Here is a 26997-nt window from a genome sequence, read left to right as displayed (position 1 = left end):
CCGCCGGGAACCGACCCGGCCCGGCGAATTCCCCGGTGTGTCCGGAAAATCCGCACGGATGACATCGATCCTGGCGTCCGACCGCGAGATGACCATCACTGCCTGGGCAACCGGCTCGGGTTCCTCAGTCCGGAGTGATCGTGCGGTGGTGGCCGAACACCCGGCGCTCCCGCCGCGTCACCTTCGCCATCACGGCGGAGCGCGCCGGGGTGCTGGCCGTCGGGTGTGCCGCCTCCCGCGAACGCCGTGAATGAGTCATTCATGACCGTGGATGAGGTGAATGAGTCATTCACGGCATCACCGGCAAGGCCGCTGACGCGCGCCGGCTCCCGCCGCGTCAGGCCTGGGCGGTCGGCCGCACGACGATCTCGTTCACGTCGACGTCCGCGGGCTGGTCGATGGCGAACGCGATGGCCCGCGCGATCGCGTCCGGCGAGATCGCCACCTCGTCCCGAACGCTGGTCAGCTGCGCCCTCTCGGCCGGGTCCGTGATGCCGTCGACGAAGTCCGTCGCGATGATGCCGGGGGAGACGAGCGAGACACGCAGGTCCGGCCCCGCCTCCTGGCGCAGGCCTTCGGAAATCGTGCGGACGGCCGTCTTGGTCGCCGCGTACACCGCCATCGCCGGCACAGTCCGGTACGCCGCCGTCGACGCCGTGTGCACGAACTGGCCGGCTCCCTGCTCGCGGAACACCGGCAGGGCGGCCGCGATCCCGTTGAGCACGCCCTTCACGTTCACGTCGAACATCGCGTGCCAGTCGTCGGTGTGCAGGTCGTCGAACCGCGAGAGCGGCGCGATGCCGGCGTTGCCGACCAGGACGTCCAGCCGGCCGTGCCGATCGAGAGCCAGCCGGACCAGCGCGGTGACGTCCGAGGGGTTCCGGACGTCGGTGGGGAGCGCGACCGCGCCGAGCTTCGCGGCCAGTTCGTCCAGGCGATCCTTGCGTCGCGCGCCCAGCACGACCTTCGCGCCGCGCTCGGCCAGCAGGGTCGCGGTGGCCGCGCCGATCCCGCTGCTGGCGCCGGTGATCACGACGACCTTGTTCTCGATCATGACAGCTCCTCGATTAAGCGGACATGTGTCCGGTTACCTCTCCGACGGTAGCGGACAGCTGTCCGCTTGGCTAGGGTGAGGGGTGTGACACCGATGCGGGCCGACGCCGAACAGAACCGTGAGCGGATCCTCGAGGTCGCGCGCACTGCGCTCAAGGCGTCGAGCGCCGCCTCGCTGCAGTCGATCGCGAAGGCGGCCGGCGTCGGCCAGGGCACGCTCTACCGCCACTTCCCCAGCCGGGAAGCGCTCCTGCTGGCCGTCTACCGGCACGACGTCCAGGAACTGATCGACGCGGCGCCGGCGTTGCTGGCCGAGCACCCGCCGGCCGAGGCGCTGCGGCGGTGGTTCGGGCGGCTGGCGGCGTACGGCCGGATCAAGCACGGGGTCGGCGAGGCCGTCGAAGCCGCTACGCGCGCCGATCTCTCAGGGGAGTACTACGAGCCGACGTGCGCGGCGATCACCCTGCTGCTGGACGCGGGGAAGCGTGCGGGAACGCTCCGGCCGGACGTCGACGCCGAAGAAATCCTGCAGCTCGTCGGGTTCTTGTGGCGTTCCGATTTCGGGAAGGACCGGGAAGCGCGCACCGCGCATTTGCTGACGCTCGTGATGGACGGGCTGAAACCGCGGTAGTGGCGCGATCGACCCCATTCGATCGCGCACCGGGTCAAAGCTCCTGCTGCCGGAACGCGTCCAGCACGCGACGCTCCCTTTTGGTCGGCCGGCCCGCGCCGCGGTCGCGCCGGGCGACCGGGATCGCGGTCTCCGGGGGCGGCTTCGGCGTCCGGTCCACGTAGCACGTCACCGCGTCCGGCGCGCCCACGCGTTTCTGGATCACCCGTACCACGTCGAGGATCCTGGTCGTCCCGGCGATGCGCAGGCGCACTTCGTCGCCCGGCACCACGGTCGTCGCGGGCTTCGCCGGTTTGTCGTTGACACGCACGTGACCGCCCCGGCACGCCGCTGCCGCGTCCGGGCGGGTCTTGGTCAGCCGGACCGCCCAAAGCCAGCGGTCCACTCGGGTCGACTCCACAGTCGTCCATCATGGCCCATTCAGCGGAATCCTCGCGCAACCCGGGGAGGTTACTCACGGGTATATGTCGACTTGTCTGCACCACTGAGTTATAACCTGTTCTAATATACCTCAACGGTGAGGACTATCACATGCGTGACGAACCCGTGTGGAGAACAGCTTCTGGCGCAGTTTCCCGCCGTCTTTTCATCGCTGGAACTGGTTCTATCTTGGCGGCCGCGGCAGTGGGCAGCCGAGCGGCCGCGGCGACCTCTTCCACCACCATCGCCGACGCGGCCCGCGTGCCCGCCCTCGTGATCGGCTCGGGCTACGGCGGCCAGGTCACCGCGCTGCGGCTCGCCCAGGCCGGCATCGACGTCCAGCTGATCGAACTGGGCATGGCCTGGGACACGCCCGGCTCGGACGGCAAGATCTTCGCCAACACGACCACGCCCGACCAGCGCTCGTTCTGGTTGCGCACCAGGACGAAGCAGCCGCTGTCCAACTTCCTCGGGTTCCCCATCGACAAGGACATCCCGAAGTACACCGGCATCCTCGACGCCGAGGAGTTCAGCGGGATCACCGTGTACCAGGGCCGCGGCGTCGGCGGCGGCTCGCTCGTCAACGGCGGCATGGCCGTCACGCCGAAGCGGGAGAACTTCGGCGCGATCCTCCCGACCGTCAACGCCGACGAGATGTACGGCACCTATTACCCGCGCGCCAACTCCGGGCTCGGCGTCGGGCTCGTCCGCTCCGACTGGTTCGAGACCGCCGAGTGCTACCAGTACGCGCGCGTCGGGCGGAAACAAGCACAGCGGTCCGGGTTCCCGTTCGTCTTCGTGCCGGACGTCTACGACTGGAACTACATGGAGCAGGAGCAAGCCAACACCGTGCCGCGCTCGGCGCTGGCCGGGGAAATCCTGTACGGCAACAACTACGGCAAGAAGTCCCTGCAGAAGACCTACCTGCCGCTGATCAAGGCGACCGGCCGCGTCACCATCTCCCCGCTGCACCGGGTGACGTCGGTGACGCCGGCGTCCGGCGGCGGCTACACGGTCGTCATGGACCAGCTGACCACCACGGGCGCGGTGACGGCGACGAAGTCCGTGACGGCGGACAAGGTGTTCTTCGCCGCGGGCAGCGTCGGCACGAGCAAGCTGCTGGTGAAGCTGAAGGCCACCGGTGCGCTGCCCAACCTCAACGGCGAGGTCGGCAAGGGCTGGGGCGACAACGGGAACGTGATGTGCGGGCGCGCCAACCACATCTGGGACCCGACCGGCAGCCTCCAGTCGTCCATCCCCTGTGGTGGCATCGACAACTGGAACGCGGGCGGCGCGTTCGCCGAAGTCGCGCCACTGCCGACCGGGATCGAGACGTGGGCGTCGTTCTACCTGTCGATCACGAAGAATCCCAACCGAGCGCAGTTCACCTACAACCCCTCGACGCAGAACGTGGACCTCAACTGGCAGACGGCGTGGAAGCAGCCGTCGATCGACATGGCGAAGTCCATCTTCGACAAGATCAACTCCAAGGAGGGGACGATCTACCGCACCGACCTCTTCGGCGTGTACAAGATCTGGGGCGACCACCTGACCTACCACCCGCTCGGCGGCGCGGTGCTCGGCAAGGCCACCGACAACTACGGCCGGCTGGCCGGGTACCAGGGCCTGTACGCGATCGACGGCTCCCTGATCCCGGGCAACACGAGCGTGAACCCGTTCGTCACCATCACCGCGCTGGCGGAACGGAACATCGAAAAGATCATCGCCACGGACTTCTAGCCCGGCGCAAGTCGTCGTGAGTGTTTGGTCGGGTTGGAACCCGACCGAACACTCACGACTGGTGGGACGGGAGGACGCAGACGGTGTCGAGACCCAGGACGTGGTTGAGCCGGCCGAACGCCAGCCACGCGCCGAGGCTCATGCTCAGCTCGACGATCTGCTGCTGCGAGTAGTGCTCGCCCATCCGCTTCCAGAACTCGTCGTCCAGGTTGTGGTGGTCCAGCGTGTACCGCTCGGCGTACTCGGCCGCCAGGCGCGTCCGCTCGTCGAAGCGGTCCGTCGTGCGCCAGTCGAGGACCGCGTCCGCGAACTCCGGCTCGACCTTGACGCCGTCGCGCTCGGTGCGCCAGTCCAGGCAGAAGACGCACCCGTTGAGCTGCGCGATCCGCAGCCGCGCGGCCTCGAACTCCCGCAGCCCGAGCGTCGTGTGCGCGTAGACCGCGAGCGAAAACTGCGACGCGGCGATCCCGATGCCGGGCACCATTTCGCCCCACACGTACCCGATCGGGTCCTTGCCCTCGGGGATGTCGATGTTCACGGACGCCTCCTTCCGAGCTTGCCGGCTGCCGGGCGCAGCGGGACGTCGAGTGCGTCGTAGAGGCCGGGTTCCGCCTCGGCCAGCCAGTCGATCGCGCCGACGAGCCGGCCGACGGCGGTCGCGTTGCCGCCCGCCGACCGGTTTTCGCCCTCGTCGCTCGCCTCGACGCTGACCTCGATGCGCGGGCGGCCTTCGATGATCACGCGGTGGGCGCCGTCGCCGCTGGGCGGCGTCGGCCAGTCCGGTGCGCACGACGGGTGGATGCGCGTGACGTGCTCGATGACGATCCGCGGCTCGCCGTCGACGATGCCCTGGACCTCGAACCGCACCGCGCCCTGCGTGCCCTTCTCGAACTCGCCCATGGTGCGCGTGGTCACGGTTTCCTCGAGGGGACGCCGCTGCAGCGTCTCGCGCAGTTCATCGACCTCGACGCCGAGGCCGCGCGCGATCAGCCGGACCTGCCCGCCCCAGACCATCGACGGGACGCCGGTCATCAGCATCGGCGGGTCGTAGTCCATCGGCTGGCCCATGCCGACCAGGTATCGGACGGAGTCCGGCTGCTCGTAGGTCGAGTAGTCGAAGATCTCCTGGCAGCGGATGACGTCGACGTCCGTGCCGAGCCCGCTGATCAGCAGCGGCAGCACGTCGTTGCCCCAGCCGGGGTCGACGCCGGAGACGAACAGCGAGCCGCCGCCGTCGGCGATCGCGGCCAGCACCGGGTCGCGCAGCTCCGGCGGCGCGTTGCGCTGGTCGTAGAGGGGGTAGAGCGCCGGCGTCACGACGACCGCGCCCGACCCGAGGGCGCGGACGATGTCGGCGAGCGCGTCGTCGAACCGGACGTCACCCGAAGCGGCGTAGACGACGGCTCGCGGACTCCCGGCCAGCACGGCGCCGACGTCGTCGGTGGCCGCGACGCCCAGTTCGCCGACCCCCGCCAGCGCGCCCGCGTCCTTGCCGACCTTCGCCGGGTCGTGGACGAGCACCGCGGTGAGCTCCAGCGCCGGATGGGCGTCGACGGCCCGGATTGCCGCACGGCCGACGTTGCCCGTGCCCCACACCACCGTGGCGATCATCTCGCCGAGTTTTCGCCGCTTCGCCCGGGCCGGGGAAGGGAATCGTTCCGGCCAGCGGACCGCGCGGACGCGGGTAGCATGCAGTGCGTCCGAACGTCGTATCGGAGGCCAGTGAGATGACGATCGACCCGAAGCCCCGCAGCCGCACGGTGACCGACGGGATCGAGGCCGCGCCCGCGCGCGGCATGCTCCGCGCCGTCGGGATGGGGGACGGCGACTGGAAGAAACCGATCATCGGCGTCGCCAGTTCGTGGAACGAGATCACGCCGTGCAACCTCTCCCTCGACCGGCTCGCGCAGGCGTCGAAGGAGGGCGTGCACGCGGCCGGCGGCTACCCGCTGCAGTTCGGCACGATCTCGGTGTCCGACGGCATCTCGATGGGCCACGACGGCATGCACTTCTCGCTGGTGTCGCGCGAGGTCATCGCCGACTCGGTCGAGACGGTCATGCAGGCCGAGCGCCTCGACGGCTCGATCCTGCTGGCCGGCTGCGACAAGTCGCTGCCGGGCATGCTGATGGCCGCCGCGCGCCTCGACCTGGCGTCGGTGTTCCTCTACGCCGGGACGATCGCTCCCGGCTGGGTGAAGCTCACCGACGGCACCGAGAAGGACGTCACGCTCATCGACGCCTTCGAGGCCGTCGGCGCGTGCCGGGCGGGCCGCATGAAGACCGACGACCTGGACCGCATCGAACGCGCCATCTGCCCCGGCGAGGGCGCCTGCGGCGGCATGTACACGGCGAACACGATGGCGTCGGCGGCCGAGGCCATGGGGATGAGCATGCCGGGGTCGGCCGCGCCGCCGTCCGCGGACCGCCGTCGCGACCACTACGCGCACCTTTCGGGGGAAGCCGTGGTCGGGCTGCTCGAAAAGGGCATCACCGCGCGCGACATCCTGACGCGGGAAGCGTTCGAGAACGCGATCACCGTCATCATGGCCCTCGGCGGCTCGACCAACGCCGTGCTGCACCTGCTGGCCATCGCGCACGAGGCGAAGGTCGAGCTGACCCTCGACGACTTCAACCGCGTCGGCGACCGCGTCCCGCACCTGGGCGACCTCAAGCCGTTCGGCAAGTACGTCATGAACGACATCGACCGCCACGGCGGCATCCCGGTGCTGATGAAGGCCCTGCTGGACGAAGGCCTGATCCACGGCGACGCCCTGACGGTCACCGGCCGCACGGTGGCGGAGAACCTCGCCGAGCTGGACCCCGACCCGATCGACGGCGAGGTCCTGCGGCGGCTGGACAACCCGCTGCACCCGACCGGCGGCATCACCATCCTGCGCGGCTCGCTCGCGCCCGAGGGCGCCGTCGTGAAGTCCGCGGGCTTCGACACGGCCAACTTCGAAGGCCCGGCGCGCGTGTTCGAGCGCGAGCAGGAGGCGATGGCGGCGCTGAACGAGGGCCGGATCCAGGCCGGGGACGTCGTCGTCATCCGCTACGAAGGCCCCAAGGGCGGGCCGGGGATGCGCGAGATGCTCGCGATCACCGCGGCGATCAAGGGCGCCGGCCTCGGCAAGGACGTCCTCCTGCTGACCGACGGGCGCTTCTCCGGCGGCACCACCGGCCTGTGCATCGGCCACGTCGCGCCCGAAGCGGCCGACGGCGGGCCGATCGCGTTCGTCCGCACCGGCGACCGGATCGCGGTCGACATCAAGGGCCGCAGCATCGACCTGCTGGTCGACGCGGCCGAGCTGGCTCGTCGTCGCGAGGGCTGGGAGCCGCTGCCGAACAAGTTCCCGGAAGGGGTGCTCGGGAAGTACGCGAAGCTGGTCCGGTCGTCGTCCTACGGCGCCGTCACGAGCTGAACGAGCGCGCGTTTGTCGACCTTGCCCACGTCGGTGAGGGGGAGTGCGTCGGCGAAGTCCACGTTCGCCGGGACGTAGTGCTCCTGGCCGAAGGCGGCCCGCGCGTGGGCTTTCAGGTCGTCTTCGGTCACTTCGCTCGTGGTGACGACGACGGCGTGCAGCGCTTGGCCGTCTCCGGTGGCGAGGCCGAAGACGGCCGCGCTCCGCACCGCCGGGTGGGTCTCCAGGGCGTGTTCCACGACGGTGGTCGGGACTTTCGTGCCGTGGTCGCCGACCACGACGACGTCGTCGGCGCGGTCGAGCAGGTAGAGGTAGCCCTCCTCGTCGAAACGGCCGAGGTCGCCGGTGCGCAGCCAGCCGGCGCCGACCGGCGGGCCGCCGAGGTAACCGTCCATCATGGACAGTCCGCGGACCTCGACCTCGCCGTCCGCGGTGATCCGCGCTTCCATGCCGGGCACGATCCGGCCGACCGAGCCGAGCCGCTCCGGGTGGCCGATCAGCTCGGCGGCGGAAATGCTCGCGATCATCGGGGCCTCGGTGAGGCCGTAGCCCTGGCCGACGACCGGGCCGAAGACGTCGAGGGCCTGGGCGAACCGGTGCGGCGGCAGCGGCGCGGCGCCGAGGGAGAGGGAGCGGACGCTGCTGAGGTCGGTGGTCGCCCGCGCCGGGTGGTCGAGCACGGCGGCCAGGCGGGGCGGGGTCAGGGAGAGCGTGTCGATGCGGTGTTCTTCGATGGCGTGGAGGACCGCTCCCGCGTCGAAGCCGTCCTGCAGCACCACGGTGTCGCCGCGCAGGAGCGCGCCGAGCACGGTGGCGTTGCCGGTCATGTGCGTCATCGGCGCGACGAGCAGGGTGCGGCCGGGGCCGTCCGGGTTCGGCGTGAAGATGTACGCCATGCCGTCGTAGATGCCGCTGTGGCGGATGAGCTTCGGGGTACCGGTGGTGCCGCCGGTGGGGAACAGGAGGGTGACGGTTCGGGGCGGGTCCAGGGGCTCGGGCTCGCCGTCGAGGTCGTCGAGGGTGCGGACGTCGCCTGGCCAGTCCTGTGGCCAGTCCTGTGGCCGGTCGGTGACGACGGTGGCGCCCCTGGCCGCGGCGAGCCGGTCCTGGGTCGGCGCCGAGGCCGGGACCATGAGCACGGTCGCGCCGCGCAGGAGGGCGGCGAGTTGCACGAGCAGCGTCTCAGGCCGGTTGCGCAGGTCGACGGCGACGGTCCCGGTCATGTCCAGCCCGGCGTGCAGCCGGCGCAGGCGGTCGCGGGCCTGGTGGTAGGTCGCGACGCCGCCGGAGTGGAACAGGACACGATCGCCGCCGTCGTCGAGCGCGGCGAGCACTTTCGTCAGGAAGAAGCTCACCCGCGGGACCGTACTCAGTGAGGCCTGTCCAGCCGCAGCCCGACGCAGAGCTGCGCAGGTGGTCCACAGCTCGCGTGCGGGGCCACGGCCCGCGTGCGGGGCGGGCTGAGCCTCAGTCCTGGTAAGACAGCTTCGCGAGTTCCTCGTCGAAGTCGAACCAGTCCGTCTCGCTCCCGGCCGGGATGGCGTCGTAGGTCCGGTCGAGGAAGGCGGCGATCTCCTTCGCGGGCGCCTCGAGCACGGCGGCGCCGTCGGGGGAGTTGAGCTCCACGAGGACCAGCGCGGGGTCGTCGGCGGGCCCGATGCGGACGTCGCCCTCGCCGCGGCGGGCGAGCAGGCCGTCGGCGAGCAGGTCGCGCCCGAAGAGCCACCGGACGGCGCTCGGGCCGGCGTGCAGCACCACGGCGACCGCGTAGGGGTCACGGGTGTCGTACTCCAGCTCGGCCGGCACCGGCCGCGGCGCCGCCCCGAAGGTGCGGAGGCCGAAGTCGAAGCTGGCACTGGTCACGCTGTGCGGGTCGGCCATGGGGACCGCCTTTGCTACTCGTCGGTTAACTTCGTCTGGTTCCAGGGATAACCCATAGTCAGTTCAACGCCCAGCGTTCCGAAAAACTTTCACACTCTGGGGTGATCAAGAAGTGTCCGAGGTCACCGTCAGCGTGGCCGATCGGGCAATTTCCTCACCTGGCGTGAGCAGTCGATCTGAAGTCGGTACAGAGGTGCAGTCACTACACCTTCGGCATCAATGCACCTTGCGGTCGGTGCGCGACTGGATTCACTACATGACTGGATCGGGTGCGCGACTGAATTCGCTACATGACTCGACCCCCCCCGCGGGACTGGACCCACCGCATGACTGGACCCCCGCAGAACTGGACCCACCGCATGACTGGACCCACCGCATGACTGGACCCGCCGCGTGACTGGACCCACTCTATGACTGGATTGGGTGCATGACTGGGTTCGCTGCGCAACTGAAGTGACTCCACTTTTGGAGTCGATGCGCGACTGAGGTCACCCCAGAAGTTCAGCCACTTCGCAAGTTGAGTCGCTGCACATCCGGAAGTCCCCCGAACCCCGCCGCCCACAACTCGACGCCAGGCTTTCGGAGCCGTCGCACCCCCGGATGGGTCCCGGCGCCGGAGTTGCACCGTCCGGGTGGGAAGCGCCACCCCACACCAGTCCGCGACGCCGTCCGGCCGCGAACGCCTCCCACAAGCAGGGTGAGGTGGAGGGTGCCGGGCATGGGAGAGCGAGGGCGGCTGCGGCTGCAACCGGACGGAGAGCCGGTGCCCGCGGCGAACGCCGAGGAGCTGCTCCGGCGCGTCGCGGCGGGGGACGAATCCGCCTTCGCGGCGCTGTACGACTTCATCGCCGGACCGGTGCTCGGGTTGGTGACGCGCGTGCTGCGCAACCACGCCCAAGCCGAGGAAGTGGCGCAGGAGGTGCTGGTGGAGGTGTGGCGCAAGGCCACGAGGTACGTCCCGGAGCGCGGCAGCGCGCTGTCGTGGGTGCTGACGATCGCCCACCGCCGGGCCGTGGACCGCGTGCGCTCACACCAGGCCGGGCTCGACCGTGAAGACCGAGCGGGCCGGATGGATGTGCGGCGGCCGTTCGACGAGGTCACCGAGTCCACTTTGGCCACTCTCGACCAGCAGCGGGTGCGGCAGTGCCTCGCCCAGCTCACCGATCTCCAGCGCGAGTCGATCGTGCTGGCGTACTACAACGGCTACACCTATCCCGAGGTCGCCGAGGTGCTGAAGGTGGCGCCCGGGACCGTGAAAACCCGCATCCGGGACGGTTTGATCCGGCTGCGTGACTGCCTGGGGGTGGATCGATGACCGCCGAGCTGCACACGCTGACCGGGGCCTACGCGCTGGACGCGGTGTCCGATGTGGAGCGTGCCGGATTCGAACGGCACCTCGCCGAATGCGCCGCGTGCCGCCAGGAGGTGGCCGAGCTGCGGGCGACCGGTACCTGGCTCGGCGTGGCCGAGGCTGTCGGGCCGCCGCCCGAGCTGAAGGCGCTGGTGCTCGCCGAGACGGCCCGCACCCGCCAGCTGCCGCCACGGGTCGCGGCGCCCGGAAAACCCCGGCGCACCAGAGCTTTCGGGCTGCGCGTCGCGCTGTTCGGGGCCGCCGCGGCCGCTGTCGTCGCGGTCGGGGTCGGCGTCGTCACGACGTCCGCGCCGCCGGCTCCGGTCGACTCGGTGCTGTCCGCGCCGGACGCGACCGCCATCCAGAGCGCCGGTGAGGGCAGCGCGACGCTCGTCGTCTCACGCAGCCGGAACCAGGCCGTCCTGCTCGCCTCCGGGCTGCCCGCTCTCGACGCCGGGCACGTCTACCAGGTGTGGATGATCCGCGCCGGGGAAGCGCTCTCGGCGGGGATCCTGCAGCCGCGGATGCTGATGTCCGACCTCCCACCCGGCATCGACCGGATCGGGATCACCGTCGAACCCGCGGGTGGTTCGGCGGGTCCCACGACCCCGGCGGTCACCCGGATCTCCCTGACCTAGTGCCACGACTGGAGAACCATGAGCACGTCAACGGCCGAACCAGCCTCGCCGGCACCCGGTGAGGCGCCCGAGCCCCGGCTGACCCGCCGGCTGGCCGCCCTCCTGGGCGTCCTGGCGCTCGCGGCGGCGCTGGCGGCGGGACACCTCGTCGCCGGCCTCGTCGGCATCAACGCTTCGCCGTACCTCGCGGTGGGCAACGGCGCCATCGACCTGACCCCGGTGGAGCTCAAGGACTTCGCGGTCCGCACCTTCGGCACGTACGACAAGCTCGTGCTGCTCGCGGGGATGGCCGCGGTCATGGTGGTCGTGTCGGCGGTGGCGGGTCTCCTCTCGCGCCGCACGCCGTGGCCGGGGCTCGTCGTGGTCACCGGGTTCGGCCTGGTCGGCCTCGTCGCGGTGTACGAACGACCCGACCTCGGCGCGCTCGCGCTGCTCGCCCCGCTGGCGAGCCTGGTCACCGGGGTCGCGGTGTTCGCCCTGCTGCACCGACTGGCCCGGCGCGACGCCGCGCCGCAACCCGCCGGGGGCTCGTCGCGCCGGACGGTGCTGCTGGCCGGCGCCGGCGTGGTCGCCGGAGCCGGGGTCGCCGGGCTCGGCGGGCAGCTGCTCGCCGGCAGCCGGGACGCGGCGTCGTCGCGCGCGGCGGTCGGGCGGCTGGTCCCGGCCCGGACCGCGCCGATGATCCCGGCGGACGCCGACTTCGCGAAGCTGGGCACCCCGACGTTCCTCACCCGCAACTCGGACTTCTACCGCGTGGACACCGCGTTGTCCGTCCCGCAGGTGCGCACCGAGGACTGGAGCCTGCGGCTGCACGGCATGGTCGACCGCGAGGTCCGCTACGGCTACGGGGACATCCGAAACCGGCCGCTCGTGGAACGCACGATCACGATGACGTGCGTGTCCAACGAGGTCGGCGGCACCTACGTGTCGACGGCGAACTTCCTCGGCGTCGACCTCGCGGACCTGCTCGAGGAGGCCGGCGTGCGCCCCGGCGCCGAGCAGCTCTTCTCGTCCAGTGTGGACGGCTGGACGTCCGGCAGCCCACTCGCCGCGGCGATGGACCGTGGACGCGGCGCCATGCTCGCGATCGGCATGAACGGCGAACCGCTGCCGATCGAGCACGGTTTTCCGGCGAGGCTGGTGATACCCGGGTTGTACGGCTACGTGTCGGCCACGAAATGGGTGACCGACCTCGAAGTGACGACCTGGCAGGCGCGGCAGGCGTATTGGCTGAAACGCGGCTGGGGCAGGGAAGCGCCGATCAAGACGGAATCGCGGATCGACACGCCGAAGGGGTTCGAAACCGTCACCGGCGGAAAGGTGCGCGTGGCCGGGATCGCGTGGGCGCAGCACACCGGAATCGAGCGGGTCGAAGTGCGGATCGACGACGGCCCGTGGCGCGAAGCCATGCTATCGCAGCAAGTGAATCTCGAAACCTGGCGCATGTGGTGGATCGAGTTCGACGCCACGCCCGGCGGCCACCAGGTCGTCTGCCGGGCGACCGACAAAAATGGCTACACGCAGACCGACCTGCGCGCCGGAACCGTTCCCGACGGTGCCACCGGGTGGCACGGCATCAATTTCACCGCCCGGTGACGCGCATCACCCGATCGGACGCCAATCCGTTTCCGATCCAGCACCGAATCATCCGCAAGAAGAAGTTCACAGCCGCTTTTTTTGGAGTGATTTTCGTGACCAAGCTTCGTGTCGCCGGAATCGGTTTCGCCGCCGTGGCCGCGCTTTCGCTGACCGCGTGCAGCGGCAGCGACACCGCTTCCTCCGGGAGCTCCAGCAGTGCCCCGGCCCCCGCACCGTCCTCGTCGATGGCCGCACCCCCGACCGACTCCGCCGCGTCCAACGGCGTGACCACCAACGCCGACGTCTTCGGGCCGGCCTGTTCGCAGCTGCCGCAGGGGTCCGCGCCCGGCTCGCTCGACTCGATGGGCCCGCAGCCGGTCGCGTCGGCCGCGTCGACGAACCCGCTGCTGACCAAGCTGGTGGCGGCCGTCAAGGCCACCAACCTGGTCGACACTCTCAACAGCCAGCAGGCCATCACGGTGTTCGCGCCGGCCGACCCGGCGTTCGCCGCGCTGGGCGACGCCAAGTTCAACGAACTCGCCGGCAAGCCGGCCGAGCTGGCGCCGATCCTGCAGTACCACGTCGTCGGCAAGCGCTACGACGCCAAGGGCCTCGAGTCGGCCGGCACCCTGGAGTCGCTGAACACCGCCGGCGGCCCGCTCAAGATCGAAGGCTCGGGTGACAACATGACCGTCAACGGCGCGAAGATCCTGTGTGGCAACGTCCCCACGAAGAACGCCACGGTCTTCGTGATCGACAAGGTCCTGACCCCGGGCACCAACAAGTAGCAGGCAGGTCAGGCCTTCCGGCCCAGCGCCGGACCGAGGCGTTCCGCGATGTCGGTGAGGATCTGCACGTAATCTTCGTGTTCGAAGGTGAACGGCAGGGCGAAAGCCACCTCGTCGACCTCGCGGAACGCCTTGTGTGCGTGGAGCCGTTCGGCGATCTCGGCCGACGTGCCCACGAAGTCGGGGGAGAACAGCATCCGCGCCGGGCCCTGGGGTTCCGCGGTGCGGGGAAGCCGCTTCTCCGCGTACGCCTCGTATTTCGCGCGTTGCTCCGGCGTCGCGCTGTCGGTCGGGATGACGACCAGTCCCTGCGAGACGCGGGCGGTCGCACCGTCCGGATGATGGGAGCGGAACGCCTTGATGTGCGAAAGCTGGATCTCGGCGAAGTCCGTGCTGTCACCATCGGCCTTGACCACGCTGCTGGTCAGGAAGTTCATCGCGTGCTTGCCGGCCCACTCGGCCGAGCGCAGGCTCGCGCCGCCGTACCACAGGCGGTCGCCGAGTCCGGGCGCCTGCGGCTGGACCCGGTCGGAGAACACCTCGAAGCCCTGCGTCCCGCTGAATCCGGTGGCCGGCTTGCCGCGCACGAAACCGAGCAGCCGTTCCACGCGGTCGTAGGAGAAGTCTTCGACGTCGGCGGTGTCCGGGTAGAGGGCCTGCTTGACGTCGTCCCACCGCATCGGCGGCCCGACGCTGATCCCCGGGTTGAGCCGGCCGCCCGAGAGCAGGTCGACGGTGGCCAGATCCTCGGCCAGCCGCAGCGGGTTCTCCCAGCCGAGCGGGATGACGGCGGTCCCGAGCTCGATCCGGCGCGTCCGCTGGGAAGCGGCGGCGAGCACGGCGACGGGCGAGGAAATGCCGTGCTGCAGGTGCCGGTGCCGCACCCAGGCGCTGTCGAACCCGAGCTGTTCGCCGAGCTCGATGATCTCGAGGGTCGACTCGTGCCCCCGCCGCGGGTCGGCGGGGTCGAACAGGCCGATGGTCAGGAAGCCGAGCTTCCGCAGTGGTCGCGACACACCGACGATTCTGCCTCCGGCCGGGCCGCGGTCCCACCTGGTGGACTACCGCTCCCGCAGCCGGTCCAGGCCGTCGAGGACGAGGTCCAGGCCGAACTCGAACTCGGCCTGGTCATCGCACCAGCCCAGCGTCGAATCCGGGTCGTCGTGGGCGATCTCGCTCAGCATTCCGGCCAGGTTCGGCAGCTGCGCCGCCAGGTCCGCCGGGACCTCGGCCGACGCGCCCGCGCCCGGGTCGAACAGCTCCTGGCTGAATCCCAGCGCCCGGCTGCCGAGCGCGTGCAGCGCGTGGTGGATCCGGTCGTGCGAGAACCCGCCTTCGCGCATCACGCCGACCAGGCTGTCGTAGTACTTCAGCACGGCGAGGCTCGTCGACGACCGCGTCTCGAACAGCGCCGGCGCCCAGCGGTGGCGGAGGAACACCTGACGGGCCGCGAGGATGCGCCGGCGGGCCGTCCGCTTCCAGTCCGGGCCGTCTTCCAGGCGCGCGACGGCCTCGTTGATCTCCTGCGCCACGACGTCGACGATCCCGTCGAGCACGTCCTCCTTCTTGGCCACGTGGTAGTAGAGCGACATCGCTTCGGCGCCGAGCTCCTCCGCGAGCCGGCGCATCGTCACCGCGGGCAGGCCGTGCTCGTCGGCGAGCGCGACGGCCGCCCGCAGCACGCGCTCCCGGCTCAACGGGCTCCGGGCTTCGGTGGTCACGCCCAGGATCGTACAACGTAAGGCACCTTGACCCGGTGCTTGGCCCGCAGCTACCTTACAACGTAAGACTTACGACGTAAGGGAGACGTGATGAAGGCCTTCGTCCAGCGTGTGTACGGCCCACCGGGCAGCCTGACCTGGGAAGACGTGCCCGATCCGGTGCCGGGCGACGGCGAAGTGCGGGTGCGGGTGCACGCCACGTCGATCAACCCGTACGACTGGCACTTCCTGAGAGGCGAGCCCCACGTGGCGCGCCTGATGACCGGGGGCTTCGGTCTGCGCCGCCCGCCGGTCGGCGTCCTCGGCTGCGACCTGGCGGGCCGGGTCGAGACGGCAGGGACGAAGTTCGCTCCCGGTGACGACGTCTACGCCCTCCTGCCGCGGGGTGCCCACGCCGAGTACGTCTGCGTGCCCGAAAGTCTGCTGGCGCCGATGCCGGCGAACCTGACCCACGAGCAGGCGGCGGCGATGCCGATGGCCGCCGTGACCGCGCTGCTCTCCTTGCGGGGGGTGGAACCCGGGCAGCGGGTGCTGGTCAACGGCGCTTCCGGCGGCGTCGGCACCTTCGCCGTCCAGCTGGCGCGAGCTTTGGGGGCCGAGGTCGACGCCGTCTGCGGCCCGGCGAACGTCGACCTCGTCCGCTCGCTCGGCGCGAAGCACGTCGTCGACTACCGCTCGGCGGACTTCACCCGCAGTGGGCGGAGCTACGACTTCGTGCTGGACATCGCCGGCGGCCGGTCCGTGTTCGCGTGCCGCCGGGTGCTGCAGCGCGACGGCACGTTCGTCGCCGTCGGTGGCCCGGCCGGGCGCCGGCTGCAGCCCGCCGGGCACGTCTTCGCCGCGCTGGCCTCGGGCCCGTTCGCGCGACGGCGAGTGGTGCTCGCCGACGCGGTCGCCTGCCGGGACAAGGCGGCCGTTCTGGGTGAGCTGGCCGCGTTCACCGAGCGCGGCCGGCTCACACCGGTCATCGAGCGGACCTACCCGTTCGACGGCCTGCGTGCCGCGTTCGCCTACCAGGAAGCCGGGCACGCCAAGGGAAAGGTGGTCGTCTCCCTCGGCGTGCCCGGCTGACCGGTCAGCCGTTGTGCGGGCAGTTACCCCGGTAGTCCGAAATGGACAGGCTGGTGCTCGGGATCGGGCAGAGGAACTGTTCGTAGCGGGTGTCGTTGTCGATGAACCGCTTGAGCCAGGAGAGGGTGTACTTCGCGATCGTCGTGTTCGACGAGTTGGGGGCGAAGTGGCTGGCGCCGCGCAGTTCGAGGTACGCCTTGTCCAGAGAGGACGGCAGGCTGTTGTAGAAGGGGATCGAGTGCGAGGCCACCGGGGCGACGGTGTCCGCCTCCGCACCGACGACGAGCGTCGGCACGCGGACCGTCGACCAGGTCTTGGTCAGGTTCCAGCCGGTCAGCGGGATCGCGGCCTGCAGCGACGGCCGGGAGCGCGCCGCCTCGAGCGTGCCGCCGCCGCCCATCGAGTGCCCGACGACGCCGAGCCGGCTGCTGTCGATGCGGGAACGCACCGAGCTCTGCTGGGTGAGGTAGTCGAGCGAGGCCAGCAGCTGCCGGCCCCGGCTGTCGGGCTGGTCGCTGGTGGTCAGGGTGTCGATCGTGAAGACCACGAAGCCCTGCGACGCGAGCCGCGGGCCGAGCCAGGCGATGCTCGACTGGAGCGCGGTGAAGCCGGGCGCGATCGAGATGGCCCCGAACGTGCCCGCGGTCGTGCTCGTCGGGTAGTAGATGGTGCCGCCGCCGAAGCCGGAGACGGCCAGCCGCGACACCGTGACAGTGCTGGTGGCGAAGCTGCCGCGACTCGCTTCGATGCTGGAGGTGGTCGGCGCGGGGCCGCGTTCGTAGGGGTTCTCGGCGGCGGGCGCCGGAGCGGCGACACCGGTGGTCAGCGCGAGCGCGGCCAAGACGACGCCGGCGGCTTTGGCGCGCCACCCCCGGCGGAGGGAAACTTTCTCACCCGGGCCGGACGACGTCGGCGGGCTGGTGAGTACGGACATGGATCGCTCTCTTTCCCCGGGCAGGCGAAAGCGCGCCCGGACACAGGCGGGCGAATCGACGGAACCGTTGCACGGCAACGCAGGAGGTGCCGCGTGCGGGGCGCGGGGTAACCGCTTTCCCGTGCTGCCATGAAACACTTCAGCGAAATGTTCCACAACACCCGAATGGGTGAGTAGTTGACCGACTGGGCGCTTGCTCAGTGAAGAGACCGACCTCGGCGCGGGTAGGCCGGCCCGACGTCATGAACGAGTCGTTCACCGCGTTGAAGCCGCACTTTCACGTGAAAGTGCGGCCTTTGGCAGCGGCGGTCAGCGGTCCGTAGCCGGCTTCAAGGCTCCGCCCACCAGCGTGTCCAGCAACGTCGTCGCGACCTTCAGGTCCACCGTCCGCGCCGCCAGCACGTCCGAGTACAGGAACGACTCGCCCAGCCGCACCACCGCGAATGCCAGGTCCGGCAACCCGACCAGGGGCGTCAGACCTGCCGCCGAAGCGTCCGCGCGGAACAGCTCCACGTGCGCGTCGACCAGGGCCGGCTGGACCGCGCCGCGCGGGTCGGTCAGCACCCTCAGCGCCACCGCCGACTCCGCCTCGATCAGCTTGCGCATCCCCTCGTTGGCCGCGACCTCGCGCCGGTACTCCTCCATCACCCACAGGCACCGCAGCCGGCCCTCGGGGGTGCGGACCGCGTCGCCGTGGGAGTCGCGCCAGCTGTCGAGGGCCCGTTGCCACGTGCGGTCGGAGAGCAGCCGCAGCCCCGCGCCCATGAGGTCGTCGCGGTTGCCGACGCGGCGGAAGAACGTCGTGCGGGAGATCCCGAGCTCCGCCGCCATCCGGCCGAGGTCGAGGCGGGTACCGGCGAACAGCAGCCGCGCCGCGTGGCGGACGATTTCGTCGGTCGAGACGGTCACCGGCTCACCCTATCGGCAGGTCGCCGACGGTTACTTTGAAGTGCGTGCCCCCGCGCGGTTAGCGTGGTGGCGTGCGCGTAGACATCTGGTCCGATCTCGTCTGTCCCTGGTGCTATCTCGGCAAGCGCCGCTTCGAGCAGGCGGTCGCCGAGCTCGGCGCCGACGTCGAGGTCGTGCACCACTCGTTCCAGCTCGACCCGTCCTTCCCGCGCGGGACTTCCCGGCCGACGCGCGAGGTGCTGTCCGAAAAGTACGGCCGGACGCTCGAAGAAGCCGACGCGATGGAAGCGCAGATGGAACAGCGCGCGGCCGCCGACGGTCTCGAGTACCACCTCGACGGCGTCCACATGGGAAACACCGTCGACGGCCACCGCCTGGTGCACCTGGCCGGCGAGCGCGGGCTGGCCGACGCCGTCGTCGATCGCTTCTACCGCGCGCACTTCACCGAACGGCGGTCCCTGTTCGACCGCGACTCGCTGGTGGAGCTGGCGGCCGAAGCCGGGCTCGACGCCGCCGAGGCCCGCGCGGTGCTCGAGTCGGACGCCTACGAAGCCGAAGTCGCGGCGGACGGCGAACAGGCTCGGGCACTCGGCGCGACCGGGGTGCCGTTCTTCGTGATCGACGAGCGGTTCGGCGTCGCCGGCGCGCAGTCACCCGAGGTGTTCACCCAGGTGCTGCGGCGCGCGGCGGAGGTCAGCGGCGCCGCCGCCGGCTGAACCGCGAACGGTCGGTCGCGACGCCGGCCAGGTGCAGGGCGACGCACAGCAGGCCGGCGGTGGTGAGCGTGCTGGTGGTGATGATCGGGCCGAGGCCGAATCCGGCCAGTTCCATCAGGAGGGCGAGCCCGAAGAGCACGGCGGCGAGGATGGCGAGCATGACGCCTCGTTTCTGCAGTAATGGGCCGAATGGTCCACACCACTGCGACATTCGCGGAACCGGCGGACCCGGCTTGGTGGCCAGTAATGCCCGCGGTCCGGTGTAGCCAAACAGGACAAGCCGGCTCGTGCACCGGGAGGGGCGGCCGACGTGCCAGCGGCCGGGGAGTCGGTCCGCGTGCCGGGAGGGTCGGCCCGAGGACCTGGACTGTCGGCTCGTGTACCTGGAGAGTCGGCTGGCGTGCCTGGTGGGTCGGCTCGTGTACCTGGAGGGTCGGCTCACCTCCAAGGCCGCCGGCTTCGAAATGCTCGCCGCGGGGCGCCGCCCCCCGTCTTCCACGCTACCGGTGGGGACCGACAGTTTCGCCGCCCGAGAGCGGTGGGCGAGGTCAGGCCGGTGGGGGTGCCGTGCTCGAACGGAGGATCAGCTCCGTCGGCACCGTCACCGGCTCGCCCACCTCGGCTCCCGTCTCGATCTCCGCCAGCAGCGCCGAAACCGCGTGGTGGCCGACCGCTTCGAACGACTGGCGGATCGTCGTCAGCGGGGGCCAGAAGCACGCCGACTCCTCCATGTCGTCGAACCCCACCACGCTCACCTCGTCCGGTACGCGACGTCCCGTTTCGTGCAATGCCCGCAACAGCCCCAACGCCATCTGGTCGTTCGCCACGAACACCGCCGTCACCGCCGGGTCGGCGGCCAGCTGCAACCCCACCTCGTACCCCGACGCCGGGGACCAGTCGCCGACGAACACCGGCGGGACGTACGCGCCCGCCAGCTCCAACGTCGCTCGCCAGGACTTGCGGCGGCGCTCGGCCGAGTACGACTGGGGTGGCCCCGCGATGTGCCACACCGTCGCGTGCCCCAGCTCCAGCAGGTGGCGGGTCGCCGTGGCGGCGCCGTCGGCCTGGTCGGTGTCGACCACCGGGTAGTCGTACCGCGCGCTCGAGTCGATCACCACCACCGGGAGCCCGTGCGGCAGCTCGATTTCGCTCTGGTCGAGCTGGTGCTGCTCGATCAGGATGATCACGCCGTCGACGGCCTGCTCGTTCAGCTTGCTGAACGCCCCCGTCACCTCGCCCTGCGTCGGGCGCGTCACCGGCATCAGGATGATCGAGAACCCCTCCGGGACGACCGCCGCCGCGATGGCGTCGAGCGTGCGGCTGTTGCCGAACGTCGGCAGCGCCGAGATGATCACGCCGATGCTGCGGAACTTGCCGTTGCGGAGCGCGCGCGCCGCGCTGTTGGGGCGGTAGCCGATCCGGCGCATCGCGGCGAGGACGCGCTCGCGGGTGGCGTCGTCCACATTGGTCTTGCCGTTCGCTACGCGGGACACCGTCTGGCCGGACACGCCCGCCTCGCGCGCGACGTCCGCCATCGACGGTCCACGACGGGGGGATGCAGCCGGCACGAGTGTCTCCTCGGGTGTCCTGGACATGTTTACGTCAACACGTTACCCTCCGACCGTCCATGTTGACGTAAACATCTGCAACACCGGAGAGACGATGACGTCCACAGCGGCTCCGCCCGTCCCGGCGCCGGCCCGCCCGGCACCGCCGGTCCGCCGACCGCGGCGGAACTGGCGAGGCTGGCTCTTCGTCGCTCCCTTCATGCTCGTGTTCGCGCTGACGTTCATCGCGCCGGTCGTCTACGCGTTCGTGCTCAGCCTCTTCCGCGACCAGGCCTTCTTCGGTGGCACGGTGTTCGTCGGCGCCGACAACTACGCGCAGGTGCTCGCCGACCCCAAGTTCTGGGAGTCCTTCCAGCGAGTACTGGTGTTCCTCGCCGTGCAGGTGCCGATCATGCTGCTGCTCGCGCTGGTCGCGGCCCTCGCGATCGACAGTGCCCGGCTGCACGCCGCCGGGTTCTTCCGGATCGTGATCTTCCTGCCGTACGCGGTGCCGGCCGTGGTCGCGACCCTGATGTGGGGCTTCATCTACGGCGACCACTTCGGACTGGCCGCGGACCTCAACCACCTGCTCGGCACCGACGCGGTGAAGCCGCTTTCGCAGAACTGGCTGCTCACCTCGATCGGCAACGTCGTCACCTGGGAGTTCGTCGGCTACAACATGCTGATCTTCTACTCCGCGCTGAAGGTGATCCCCACCGAGCTGTTCGAGGCGGCCGCGATCGACGGCGCCGGCACGTTCCGCGTGATCCGGTCGGTCAAGCTCCCCGCGATCCGCGGCGCCATCGTGATCGCCACGATCTTCTCGATCATCGGCAGCTTCCAGCTGTTCAACGAGCCGAACATCATGCGCAACCTGGTGCCGAACGTCATCGGGACCTTCTACACACCCAACATGTACGCCTACAACCTTTCCTTCGCGGGCCAGCAGTACAACTACTCCGCCACGGTCGCGATCGTGATGGGCGTGATCACCGCGGTCATCGCCTACGTCGTGCAGCTGCGCGGCTCCCGGAAGGGGATGTGACGTGGCCGCTGTGGCGATGAAACCGCTCTCGGTGACGCGGCCCCGCAAGTCGCGCACGCTCACCGCCGTCATGGCGCTGTATCTGGTCTACACGCTGGTTCCGCTGGCGTGGCTGGTGATCAACGCGTCCAAGACGCAGCCGGCGCTGTTTTCGACGTCGGGCCTGTCCTTCGGCGGCCCGTTCGCCCTCTTCGACAACATCGCCCAGACGTTCACCTACAACGACGGGATCTTCTTCCGCTGGCTGGGGAACACCCTGCTCTACGTCGTGGTCGGCGCCGGCGGCGCGACGATCCTCGCCACGGCGGCGGGCTACGGCCTGGCCAAGTACCGCTTCCCCGGCCGTCGCGCGGTGTTCGCGATCGTCCTCGGCGCGGTGGCCGTCCCCACGACGGCGCTCGCCGTGCCGACGTTCCTGATGTTCAGCAAGCTCGGGCTGACGAACACGCCCCTGTCCGTCATCATCCCGTCACTGATCAGCCCGTTCGGCCTCTACCTGATCTGGGTCTACGCCGCCGACGCCATCCCGGACGAGCTGATGGAGGCGGCGCGGATCGACGGCGCGGGGGAGCTCCGGATCTTCTTCACCGTGACGCTGCGCCAGCTGGCCCCCGGGATCGTCACGGTCGCGCTGTTCACGATGGTGCAGACCTGGAACAACTACTTCCTGCCGCTGATCATGCTCAGCGAACCGAAGTGGTACCCGCTGACCGTCGGGCTCAACCAGTGGAGCGCGCAGGCCAACGGCGCCGGCGCCCAGCCGATCTTCAACCTGGTGCTCACCGGGTCGCTGCTCACCATCATTCCCCTCGTCATCGCTTTCCTGTTCATGCAACGGTTCTGGCAATCGGGACTGAGCGCGGGGAGCGTCAAGCAATGAGCCGTCACACCGTCGTGAAGGGACACTCGATGTCACGCATCCGCAGTCGCGCCAAGGCGTTCGCCGCCGTGGCGCTCGCCGCCGCTCTCGCGGCCGGCTGTTCGTCCGGGGGCTCCACGGCCGGGCCCGCCGCCGTCACCGGCACCCAGGACTCCGTCGACGCCGCGCTCAAGGCGGGCGGGTCGATCACGTACTGGAGCTGGACCCCGTCGGCCAAGGACCAGGTCGCCGCGTTCGAGAAGCAGTACCCGAACGTCAAGGTCAACTACGTCAACGCCGGGACGAACAAGGACGAGTACACCAAGCTGCAGAACGCGATCAAGGCCGGCTCCGGCGCGCCGGACGTCGCGCAGATCGAGTACTACGCCCTCCCGCAGTTCGCGCTGACGGATGCACTGGCCGACCTGAACCAGTTCGGCTTCGGGTCGTTCGAAAAGGACTACAGCGCCTCGACGTGGGCGCAGGTCAAGAACGGCAACGGGGTCTACGGCCTGCCGCAGGACTCCGGGCCGATGGCGCTGTTCTACAACAAGGAAGTCTTCGACAAGAACGCCATCGCCGTGCCGAAGACGTGGGAGGAGTACATCGCCGCGGCGAAGAAGCTGCACGCCGCCGATCCCACGAAGTACATCACCTCGGACACCGGTGACCCCGGGTTCGTGCTGAGCATGATCTGGCAGGCCGGCGGGCACCCGATCGGCGTCGACGGCCGGAACGTCAAGGTGAACTTCGCCGACGCGGGCACCAAGAAGTGGACGGCGATGTGGGACCAGCTGATCCAGGGCAAGCTGCTCGCCCCGGTCAAGGAGTGGTCCGACGACTGGTTCCGCGCCCTCGGCGACGGCACCATCTCGTCCCTGGTCACCGGCGCCTGGATGCCCGGCAACTTCATCTCCTCGGTGCCCGGGGGCAGTGGCAAGTGGGCCGTCGCGCCGATGCCGACCTACGACGGGCAGAAGGCGGTCACCGCCGAGAACGGCGGCAGCACGCAGTCGGTGCTCAAGCAGAGCAAGAACCCGGCGCTGGCCGCGGCGTTCGTGCGCTGGCTCAACCACGACGGCGGCGTCCAGCCGTTCATCAAGAGCGGCGGCTTCCCGTCCACCACGGCCGACCTGACCTCGCCGGCGTTCGTCGACCAGGCGGTGCCGTACTTCGGCGGCCAGAAGATCAACCAGGTGCTGACCCAGGCGTCGAAGGACGTCGCGCCGGGCTGGACCTACCTGCCGTACCAGACCTACGCCAACAGCGTCTTCAGCGACACCGCGGGCAAGGCCTACCTGAACGGCACCGGGCTCGACGCCGGGCTGGCGGCCTGGCAGCAGGCGATCGTCGACTACGGCAACCAGCAGGGCTTCACGGTCAGCGCCGGATGACCGTCCACATCGAAGGTGACGCCGCCGAGGTGATCGGCCCCGTCCCCCGTCGCCTCTTCGGCTCGTTCGTCGAGCACATGGGCCGGTCCGTCTACACAGGCCTGTACGAACCGGGACACTCCACGTCGGACGAACGCGGGTTCCGCGGCGACGTCCTGGAGCTGGTCCGCGAGCTCGGGCCGACCGTGGTCCGCTACCCCGGCGGCAACTTCGTCTCGAGCTACCGCTGGGAAGACGGCGTCGGGCCGGATCGCCCGGCCCGGCTCGACCCCGCCTGGCACAGCGTCGAGTCCAACCGCTTCGGCCTGCACGAGTTCGCCGCGTGGGCCGAAGCGGCGGGGACCGAGGTGATGTACGCCGTCAACCTCGGCACCCGCGGCATCCAGGAAGCCGCCGACGTCCTGGAGTACTGCAACCACCCGGGCGGCACGGAGCTGAGCGAGCGGCGGCGCGCGAACGGCGCCGACCGTCCGTTCGGCTTCAAGCTCTGGTGCCTCGGCAACGAGATGGACGGCCCGTGGCAGATCGGCCACAAGACGGCCGGCGAGTACGGCCGCCTGGCCGCGGAGGCCGCCCGGGTCATGCGGATGATCGACCCGGACGTCGAACTGGTCGTGGCCGGCAGCTCCCACGCCGACATGCCGACGTTCGGCGAGTGGGAGCGCACGGTGCTGCGCCACACCGCGGACCTCGTCGACCACATCTCGCTGCACGCCTACTACCAGGAACTGCACGGCGACACCGACAGCTACCTCGCCAGCGGCGCCGCACTGGACCGCTACATCCGCACGACGGCGGGGATCATCGACGAGACCCTCGCCGAACTGGGCCTCGAGAAGAAGATCGGGATCAGCGTCGACGAGTGGAACGTCTGGGACCTGCGCCGCTGGAACGAGGTCGACCAGGCGCGGCTCGCCGAGGGCGGCTGGCGCGAACACCCGCGGATCATCGAGGACACCTACACGGTCACCGACGCGGTCGTCGTCGGCTCGCTGCTGAGCACCCTGCTGCGCAACGTCGACCGCGTCACGATGGCCAGCCAGGCGCAGCTGGTGAACGTCATCGCGCCGATCCGGACCGAGCCCGGCGGCCCGGCCTGGCGCCAGGCGACGTTCCACCCGTTCCGGCAGGTGGCCGCGCTGGCGAGCGGGGCGAGCCTGCGCCTGACCGTCGAGGGCGAGAGCCTGCGCACCGCACAGCACGGCGAGGTCGACCTCGTGGACGTCGCCGCGACGGCCGGGGAGGGCGGGCGCGGCGCGGTGTTCCTCACCAACCGGGCCACGGTGTCGCCGACCGAGGTCCGGATCCGCCTGCGCGGCGCGCGGTACGGCGTGTACGCCGCCGAAACCCTGAGCACACCCGAAGGCGAGACGCGCCACGCCGTCAACACCGCCGACGCACAACCGGTCCGGCCGGTGCCCCTGCCGGGCACCGCCGTGACGTCCGACCCCGGGGGGACGACCATCACCGTGACACTGCCACCCCTGTCCTGGACCGTGCTCCAGCTGTCCCCGGAGGCGGGCGGCCATGCCTGAGTTCGTCATCGGGGAGACCGACTTCCTGCTCGACGGCCGGCCGTTCCGGATCCTTTCCGGTGCCCTGCACTACTTCCGCGTGCACCCGGACCTGTGGGCCGACCGGATCGACAAGGCCCGGCGGATGGGCCTGAACACCATCGAGACGTACGTCCCGTGGAACGCGCACGCCCCCTCGCCGGGCGAGTTCGACCTCTCCGGCGGGCTCGACCTCGACCGGTTCCTGCGGCTCGTCGCCGACGCGGGGATGTACGCGATCGTGCGGCCCGGCCCGTACATCTGCGCGGAGTGGGACAACGGCGGCCTGCCGGCGTGGCTGTTCCGCGACCCGTCGGTCGGGGTCCGCCGGTACGAGCCGAAGTACCTCGACGCCGTGCGCGAATACCTCACGCGCGTTTACGAAGTCGTGGTGCCGCACCAGATCGACCGCGGCGGGCCGGTGCTGCTCGTCCAGGTCGAGAACGAGTACGGCGCGTTCGGCGACGACAAGCGGTACCTGCGGGCGCTGGCCGAGCACACGCGGGCCTCCGGGATCACCGTGCCACTGACCACGGTGGACCAGCCGGACATGCTCGAAGCGGGCAGTCTGGACGGTCTGCACCGCACCGCGTCCTTCGGCTCCAACGCCGAGGCCCGGCTCGCGATCCTGCGCGCGCACCAGCCCACCGGGCCGCTGATGTGCAGCGAGTTCTGGAACGGCTGGTTCGACCACTGGGGCGCCCACCACCACACGACGTCGGCCGCGGACGCGGCGGCCGAACTCAACGCGCTGCTCGCCGCGGGCGCGTCGGTCAACCTGTACATGTTCCACGGCGGCACCAACTTCGGGCTCACCAGCGGCGCGAACGACAAGGGCGTCTACCAGCCGCTGGTCACCTCCTACGACTACGACGCGCCGCTGGACGAAGCCGGCGACCCGACGCCGAAGTACCACGCCTTCCGCGACGTGATCGCGCGCTACCACAAGGTGCCGGACTCCGTTCCGCCGCCGGCCCGGCCCGCACCGGCTTTCGAGGCCGTGCTTCGCGACCCCGTCCGGCTGCTCGACGCCCCGGACCGCTGGGGCGCCTGGGAGTTCCACGAGGACCTGCCCGCGTTCGACGACCTGACGCCGATGCCGCGGATCGCCCTGCTGCGCACGACCGTCTCGGGTGACCGGCCGGGCGTCCTGGCGTTCGGCGAGGTCCGCGACCGTGCGACGGTGTTCTTCGACGGCGCCCCGATCGGCACGCTGCTGCGCGAGCACCACGACCGCGCGCTCGCGCTGCCGCGCGCGAACGGCGAACTGCTGGTGCTGGTCGAGGACCAGGGCCGCGTCGACTACGGCCCGCGGATCGGCGAAGCCAAGGGCATCATCGGCGGCGCGACGCTGCACGGCGAGCCGGTGGCCGGCTGGGACGTGCTGCCCCTGGATCTGGGGGCGCTGCCCGGGCCGGTGTCGGCGTCCACTGTGGAGGGACCGGTGGCCGGTCCCGTGCTGCTGCGCGCGTCGTTCGAGGCCGAGGCGTCCGCGGACCTCTTCCTCGACACCGGGGAGTGGGGCAAGGGTCTCGCGTGGCTCAACGGGTTCCCGCTCGGCCGGTACTGGCGGCGCGGGCCGCAGCGGACGTTGTACGTCCCGGGGCCGGTCGTCCGCGCGGGGGCCAACGAACTCGTCGTGCTCGAACTGGACACGATGCTCGACCCGGCGGCCCGGTTCGTGCCGCGGCCGCTGCTGGGACACACCGAGGCCTGAGGAAGTCCCCACCGGAACGAAGGGCAGTTCGA

General features: G+C 70.4%; 26 protein-coding genes. 14 read left to right on the top strand and 12 right to left on the bottom strand.

All coding sequences use genetic code 11. The annotated features are described in order from the left end of the window. Positions 1–337 precede the first annotated feature (337 nt). Positions 338–1054 (bottom strand): SDR family oxidoreductase, encoded by a 717-nt coding sequence (locus ACZ4TR_RS20370; RefSeq protein WP_465288499.1) that lies wholly within the window; start codon positions 1052–1054, stop codon positions 338–340. 93 nt (positions 1055–1147) lie between these two features. On the opposite strand from ACZ4TR_RS20370, the gene ACZ4TR_RS20365 reads away from it, so the two are divergent. Then, the gene (locus ACZ4TR_RS20365) at positions 1148–1684 is read left to right on the top strand and encodes a TetR/AcrR family transcriptional regulator (RefSeq protein WP_465288957.1); all 537 of its coding nucleotides are present in this window, start codon (positions 1148–1150) and stop codon (positions 1682–1684) included. 34 nt (positions 1685–1718) lie between these two features. On the opposite strand, the gene ACZ4TR_RS20360 is transcribed toward ACZ4TR_RS20365, so the two are convergent. Further along, positions 1719–2084, bottom strand: coding sequence for an RNA-binding S4 domain-containing protein (locus ACZ4TR_RS20360; protein ID WP_465288498.1), 366 nt, complete (start codon positions 2082–2084; stop codon positions 1719–1721). Between the two features lie 224 nt (positions 2085–2308). Here ACZ4TR_RS20360 and ACZ4TR_RS20355 point away from each other — a divergent pair, with 224 nt between their 5' ends. After that, positions 2309–3844: a GMC oxidoreductase gene (locus tag ACZ4TR_RS20355; RefSeq protein ID WP_465288497.1), complete on the top strand. Its 1536-nt coding sequence runs from the start codon at positions 2309–2311 to the stop codon at positions 3842–3844. A gap of 52 nt (positions 3845–3896) precedes the next feature. Here the strand turns inward: ACZ4TR_RS20355 and ACZ4TR_RS20350 are convergent, their stop codons facing one another. Together ACZ4TR_RS20350 and ACZ4TR_RS20345 are read right to left on the bottom strand one after the other, a co-directional pair. Beyond that, positions 3897–4382, bottom strand: coding sequence for a carboxymuconolactone decarboxylase family protein (locus tag ACZ4TR_RS20350; protein WP_465288496.1), 486 nt, complete (start codon positions 4380–4382; stop codon positions 3897–3899). After that, positions 4379–5455 carry an NAD(P)H-dependent amine dehydrogenase family protein gene (locus tag ACZ4TR_RS20345; RefSeq protein WP_465288495.1) on the bottom strand — a complete coding sequence of 359 codons (1077 nt, stop codon included), beginning with the start codon at positions 5453–5455 and terminating at the stop codon, positions 4379–4381. The genes ACZ4TR_RS20350 and ACZ4TR_RS20345 overlap by 4 nt, the downstream gene beginning before the upstream one ends. 116 nt (positions 5456–5571) lie before the next feature. Here ACZ4TR_RS20345 and ilvD point away from each other — a divergent pair, with 116 nt between their 5' ends. Further along, positions 5572–7263 carry a dihydroxy-acid dehydratase gene (ilvD, locus tag ACZ4TR_RS20340; RefSeq protein ID WP_364526478.1) on the top strand — a complete coding sequence of 564 codons (1692 nt, stop codon included), beginning with the start codon at positions 5572–5574 and terminating at the stop codon, positions 7261–7263. On the opposite strand, the gene ACZ4TR_RS20335 is transcribed toward ilvD, so the two are convergent. Further along, the gene (locus ACZ4TR_RS20335) at positions 7242–8618 is read right to left on the bottom strand and encodes a class I adenylate-forming enzyme family protein (RefSeq protein ID WP_465288494.1); all 1377 of its coding nucleotides are present in this window, start codon (positions 8616–8618) and stop codon (positions 7242–7244) included. The genes ilvD and ACZ4TR_RS20335 overlap by 22 nt on opposite strands. Positions 8619–8730: 112 nt before the next feature. Then, positions 8731–9144 (bottom strand): SsgA family sporulation/cell division regulator, encoded by a 414-nt coding sequence (locus ACZ4TR_RS20330; protein WP_465288493.1) that lies wholly within the window; start codon positions 9142–9144, stop codon positions 8731–8733. A gap of 718 nt (positions 9145–9862) precedes the next feature. Between ACZ4TR_RS20330 and sigK the strand changes: the two genes are divergently transcribed. The 4 genes from sigK (at position 9863) to ACZ4TR_RS20310 (ending at position 13499) form a co-directional block, all read left to right on the top strand. Then, positions 9863–10459, top strand: coding sequence for an ECF RNA polymerase sigma factor SigK (sigK, locus tag ACZ4TR_RS20325; protein WP_465288492.1), 597 nt, complete (start codon positions 9863–9865; stop codon positions 10457–10459). Continuing rightward, the gene (locus ACZ4TR_RS20320; protein WP_465288491.1) at positions 10456–11133 is read left to right on the top strand and encodes an anti-sigma factor; all 678 of its coding nucleotides are present in this window, start codon (positions 10456–10458) and stop codon (positions 11131–11133) included. Before sigK ends, ACZ4TR_RS20320 begins: the two co-directional genes overlap by 4 nt. An 18-nt stretch (positions 11134–11151) precedes the next feature. Next, the gene (locus ACZ4TR_RS20315; protein WP_465288490.1) at positions 11152–12729 is read left to right on the top strand and encodes a molybdopterin-dependent oxidoreductase; all 1578 of its coding nucleotides are present in this window, start codon (positions 11152–11154) and stop codon (positions 12727–12729) included. Positions 12730–12824: 95 nt separating this feature from the next. After that, the gene (locus ACZ4TR_RS20310; RefSeq protein WP_465288489.1) at positions 12825–13499 is read left to right on the top strand and encodes a fasciclin domain-containing protein; all 675 of its coding nucleotides are present in this window, start codon (positions 12825–12827) and stop codon (positions 13497–13499) included. An 8-nt stretch (positions 13500–13507) separates the two neighbouring features. On the opposite strand, the gene ACZ4TR_RS20305 is transcribed toward ACZ4TR_RS20310, so the two are convergent. Both ACZ4TR_RS20305 and ACZ4TR_RS20300 read right to left on the bottom strand, forming a co-directional pair. Further along, positions 13508–14515, bottom strand: coding sequence for an LLM class flavin-dependent oxidoreductase (locus ACZ4TR_RS20305; protein ID WP_465288488.1), 1008 nt, complete (start codon positions 14513–14515; stop codon positions 13508–13510). Between the two features lie 45 nt (positions 14516–14560). After that, positions 14561–15220: a TetR/AcrR family transcriptional regulator C-terminal domain-containing protein gene (locus ACZ4TR_RS20300; RefSeq protein ID WP_465288487.1), complete on the bottom strand. Its 660-nt coding sequence runs from the start codon at positions 15218–15220 to the stop codon at positions 14561–14563. Between the two features lie 90 nt (positions 15221–15310). On the opposite strand from ACZ4TR_RS20300, the gene ACZ4TR_RS20295 reads away from it, so the two are divergent. Continuing rightward, positions 15311–16291, top strand: a complete 981-nt coding sequence (locus tag ACZ4TR_RS20295) for an NAD(P)-dependent alcohol dehydrogenase (protein WP_465288486.1) — start codon at positions 15311–15313, stop codon at positions 16289–16291. A 4-nt stretch (positions 16292–16295) separates the two neighbouring features. On the opposite strand, the gene bdeA is transcribed toward ACZ4TR_RS20295, so the two are convergent. Next, positions 16296–17225 (bottom strand): bis(hydroxyethyl) terephthalate hydrolase, encoded by a 930-nt coding sequence (bdeA, locus tag ACZ4TR_RS20290; RefSeq protein WP_364526460.1) that lies wholly within the window; start codon positions 17223–17225, stop codon positions 16296–16298. 309 nt (positions 17226–17534) lie between these two features. Then, positions 17535–18134 (bottom strand): QsdR family transcriptional regulator, encoded by a 600-nt coding sequence (locus tag ACZ4TR_RS20285; protein ID WP_465288485.1) that lies wholly within the window; start codon positions 18132–18134, stop codon positions 17535–17537. An 83-nt stretch (positions 18135–18217) separates the two neighbouring features. Between ACZ4TR_RS20285 and ACZ4TR_RS20280 the strand changes: the two genes are divergently transcribed. After that, positions 18218–18850: a DsbA family oxidoreductase gene (locus ACZ4TR_RS20280; RefSeq protein ID WP_364528903.1), complete on the top strand. Its 633-nt coding sequence runs from the start codon at positions 18218–18220 to the stop codon at positions 18848–18850. Here ACZ4TR_RS20280 and ACZ4TR_RS20275 read toward each other — a convergent pair. Together ACZ4TR_RS20275 and ACZ4TR_RS20270 are read right to left on the bottom strand one after the other, a co-directional pair. Then, positions 18828–19010: a hypothetical protein gene (locus ACZ4TR_RS20275; protein WP_465288484.1), complete on the bottom strand. Its 183-nt coding sequence runs from the start codon at positions 19008–19010 to the stop codon at positions 18828–18830. The two genes, ACZ4TR_RS20280 and ACZ4TR_RS20275, sit on opposite strands and share 23 nt — an antisense overlap. Positions 19011–19398: 388 nt before the next feature. Continuing rightward, positions 19399–20385, bottom strand: a complete 987-nt coding sequence (locus ACZ4TR_RS20270) for a LacI family DNA-binding transcriptional regulator (RefSeq protein WP_465288956.1) — start codon at positions 20383–20385, stop codon at positions 19399–19401. Positions 20386–20512: 127 nt separating this feature from the next. Here ACZ4TR_RS20270 and ACZ4TR_RS20265 point away from each other — a divergent pair, with 127 nt between their 5' ends. Genes ACZ4TR_RS20265 through ACZ4TR_RS20245 form a run of 5 tightly spaced genes read left to right on the top strand, consistent with a single transcriptional unit; the run spans position 20513 to position 26965 of the window. Next, positions 20513–21442 carry a carbohydrate ABC transporter permease gene (locus ACZ4TR_RS20265; protein ID WP_465288483.1) on the top strand — a complete coding sequence of 310 codons (930 nt, stop codon included), beginning with the start codon at positions 20513–20515 and terminating at the stop codon, positions 21440–21442. A gap of 16 nt (positions 21443–21458) precedes the next feature. Continuing rightward, positions 21459–22322 carry a carbohydrate ABC transporter permease gene (locus tag ACZ4TR_RS20260; protein WP_465288955.1) on the top strand — a complete coding sequence of 288 codons (864 nt, stop codon included), beginning with the start codon at positions 21459–21461 and terminating at the stop codon, positions 22320–22322. Positions 22323–22351: 29 nt separating this feature from the next. Next, positions 22352–23695 (top strand): ABC transporter substrate-binding protein, encoded by a 1344-nt coding sequence (locus ACZ4TR_RS20255; protein ID WP_465288482.1) that lies wholly within the window; start codon positions 22352–22354, stop codon positions 23693–23695. Continuing rightward, entirely contained in the window at positions 23692–25230 is a 1539-nt protein-coding gene (gene arfA, locus ACZ4TR_RS20250; protein ID WP_465288481.1) for an arabinosylfuranosidase ArfA, read from the top strand. Before ACZ4TR_RS20255 ends, arfA begins: the two co-directional genes overlap by 4 nt. Continuing rightward, positions 25223–26965, top strand: coding sequence for a beta-galactosidase (locus ACZ4TR_RS20245; RefSeq protein WP_465288480.1), 1743 nt, complete (start codon positions 25223–25225; stop codon positions 26963–26965). The genes arfA and ACZ4TR_RS20245 overlap by 8 nt, the downstream gene beginning before the upstream one ends. The last annotated feature ends 32 nt before the right edge of the window (positions 26966–26997 follow it).

This window comes from Amycolatopsis sp. NPDC028719, from assembly GCF_055565395.1.
This window is presented reverse-complemented; position numbering and strand designations above follow the sequence as displayed.

What these genes read in the sequence shown, in the direction of transcription:
- ACZ4TR_RS20370 (WP_465288499.1), bottom strand. Translation starts at nt 1,054, where the DNA reads ATGATCGAGAACAAGGTCGTCGTGATCACCGGCGCCAGCAGCGGGATC.
- ACZ4TR_RS20365 (WP_465288957.1), top strand. Translation starts at nt 1,148, where the DNA reads ATGCGGGCCGACGCCGAACAGAACCGTGAGCGGATCCTCGAGGTCGCG.
- ACZ4TR_RS20345 (WP_465288495.1), bottom strand. Translation starts at nt 5,455, where the DNA reads ATGATCGCCACGGTGGTGTGGGGCACGGGCAACGTCGGCCGTGCGGCA.
- ilvD (WP_364526478.1), top strand. Translation starts at nt 5,572, where the DNA reads ATGACGATCGACCCGAAGCCCCGCAGCCGCACGGTGACCGACGGGATC.
- ACZ4TR_RS20330 (WP_465288493.1), bottom strand. Translation starts at nt 9,144, where the DNA reads ATGGCCGACCCGCACAGCGTGACCAGTGCCAGCTTCGACTTCGGCCTC.
- sigK (WP_465288492.1), top strand. Translation starts at nt 9,863, where the DNA reads ATGGGAGAGCGAGGGCGGCTGCGGCTGCAACCGGACGGAGAGCCGGTG.
- ACZ4TR_RS20320 (WP_465288491.1), top strand. Translation starts at nt 10,456, where the DNA reads ATGACCGCCGAGCTGCACACGCTGACCGGGGCCTACGCGCTGGACGCG.
- ACZ4TR_RS20315 (WP_465288490.1), top strand. Translation starts at nt 11,152, where the DNA reads ATGAGCACGTCAACGGCCGAACCAGCCTCGCCGGCACCCGGTGAGGCG.
- ACZ4TR_RS20295 (WP_465288486.1), top strand. Translation starts at nt 15,311, where the DNA reads ATGAAGGCCTTCGTCCAGCGTGTGTACGGCCCACCGGGCAGCCTGACC.
- bdeA (WP_364526460.1), bottom strand. Translation starts at nt 17,225, where the DNA reads ATGTCCGTACTCACCAGCCCGCCGACGTCGTCCGGCCCGGGTGAGAAA.
- ACZ4TR_RS20275 (WP_465288484.1), bottom strand. Translation starts at nt 19,010, where the DNA reads ATGCTCGCCATCCTCGCCGCCGTGCTCTTCGGGCTCGCCCTCCTGATG.
- ACZ4TR_RS20270 (WP_465288956.1), bottom strand. Translation starts at nt 20,385, where the DNA reads ATGGCGGACGTCGCGCGCGAGGCGGGCGTGTCCGGCCAGACGGTGTCC.
- ACZ4TR_RS20265 (WP_465288483.1), top strand. Translation starts at nt 20,513, where the DNA reads ATGACGTCCACAGCGGCTCCGCCCGTCCCGGCGCCGGCCCGCCCGGCA.
- ACZ4TR_RS20260 (WP_465288955.1), top strand. Translation starts at nt 21,459, where the DNA reads ATGAAACCGCTCTCGGTGACGCGGCCCCGCAAGTCGCGCACGCTCACC.
- ACZ4TR_RS20255 (WP_465288482.1), top strand. Translation starts at nt 22,352, where the DNA reads ATGTCACGCATCCGCAGTCGCGCCAAGGCGTTCGCCGCCGTGGCGCTC.
- arfA (WP_465288481.1), top strand. Translation starts at nt 23,692, where the DNA reads ATGACCGTCCACATCGAAGGTGACGCCGCCGAGGTGATCGGCCCCGTC.
- ACZ4TR_RS20245 (WP_465288480.1), top strand. Translation starts at nt 25,223, where the DNA reads ATGCCTGAGTTCGTCATCGGGGAGACCGACTTCCTGCTCGACGGCCGG.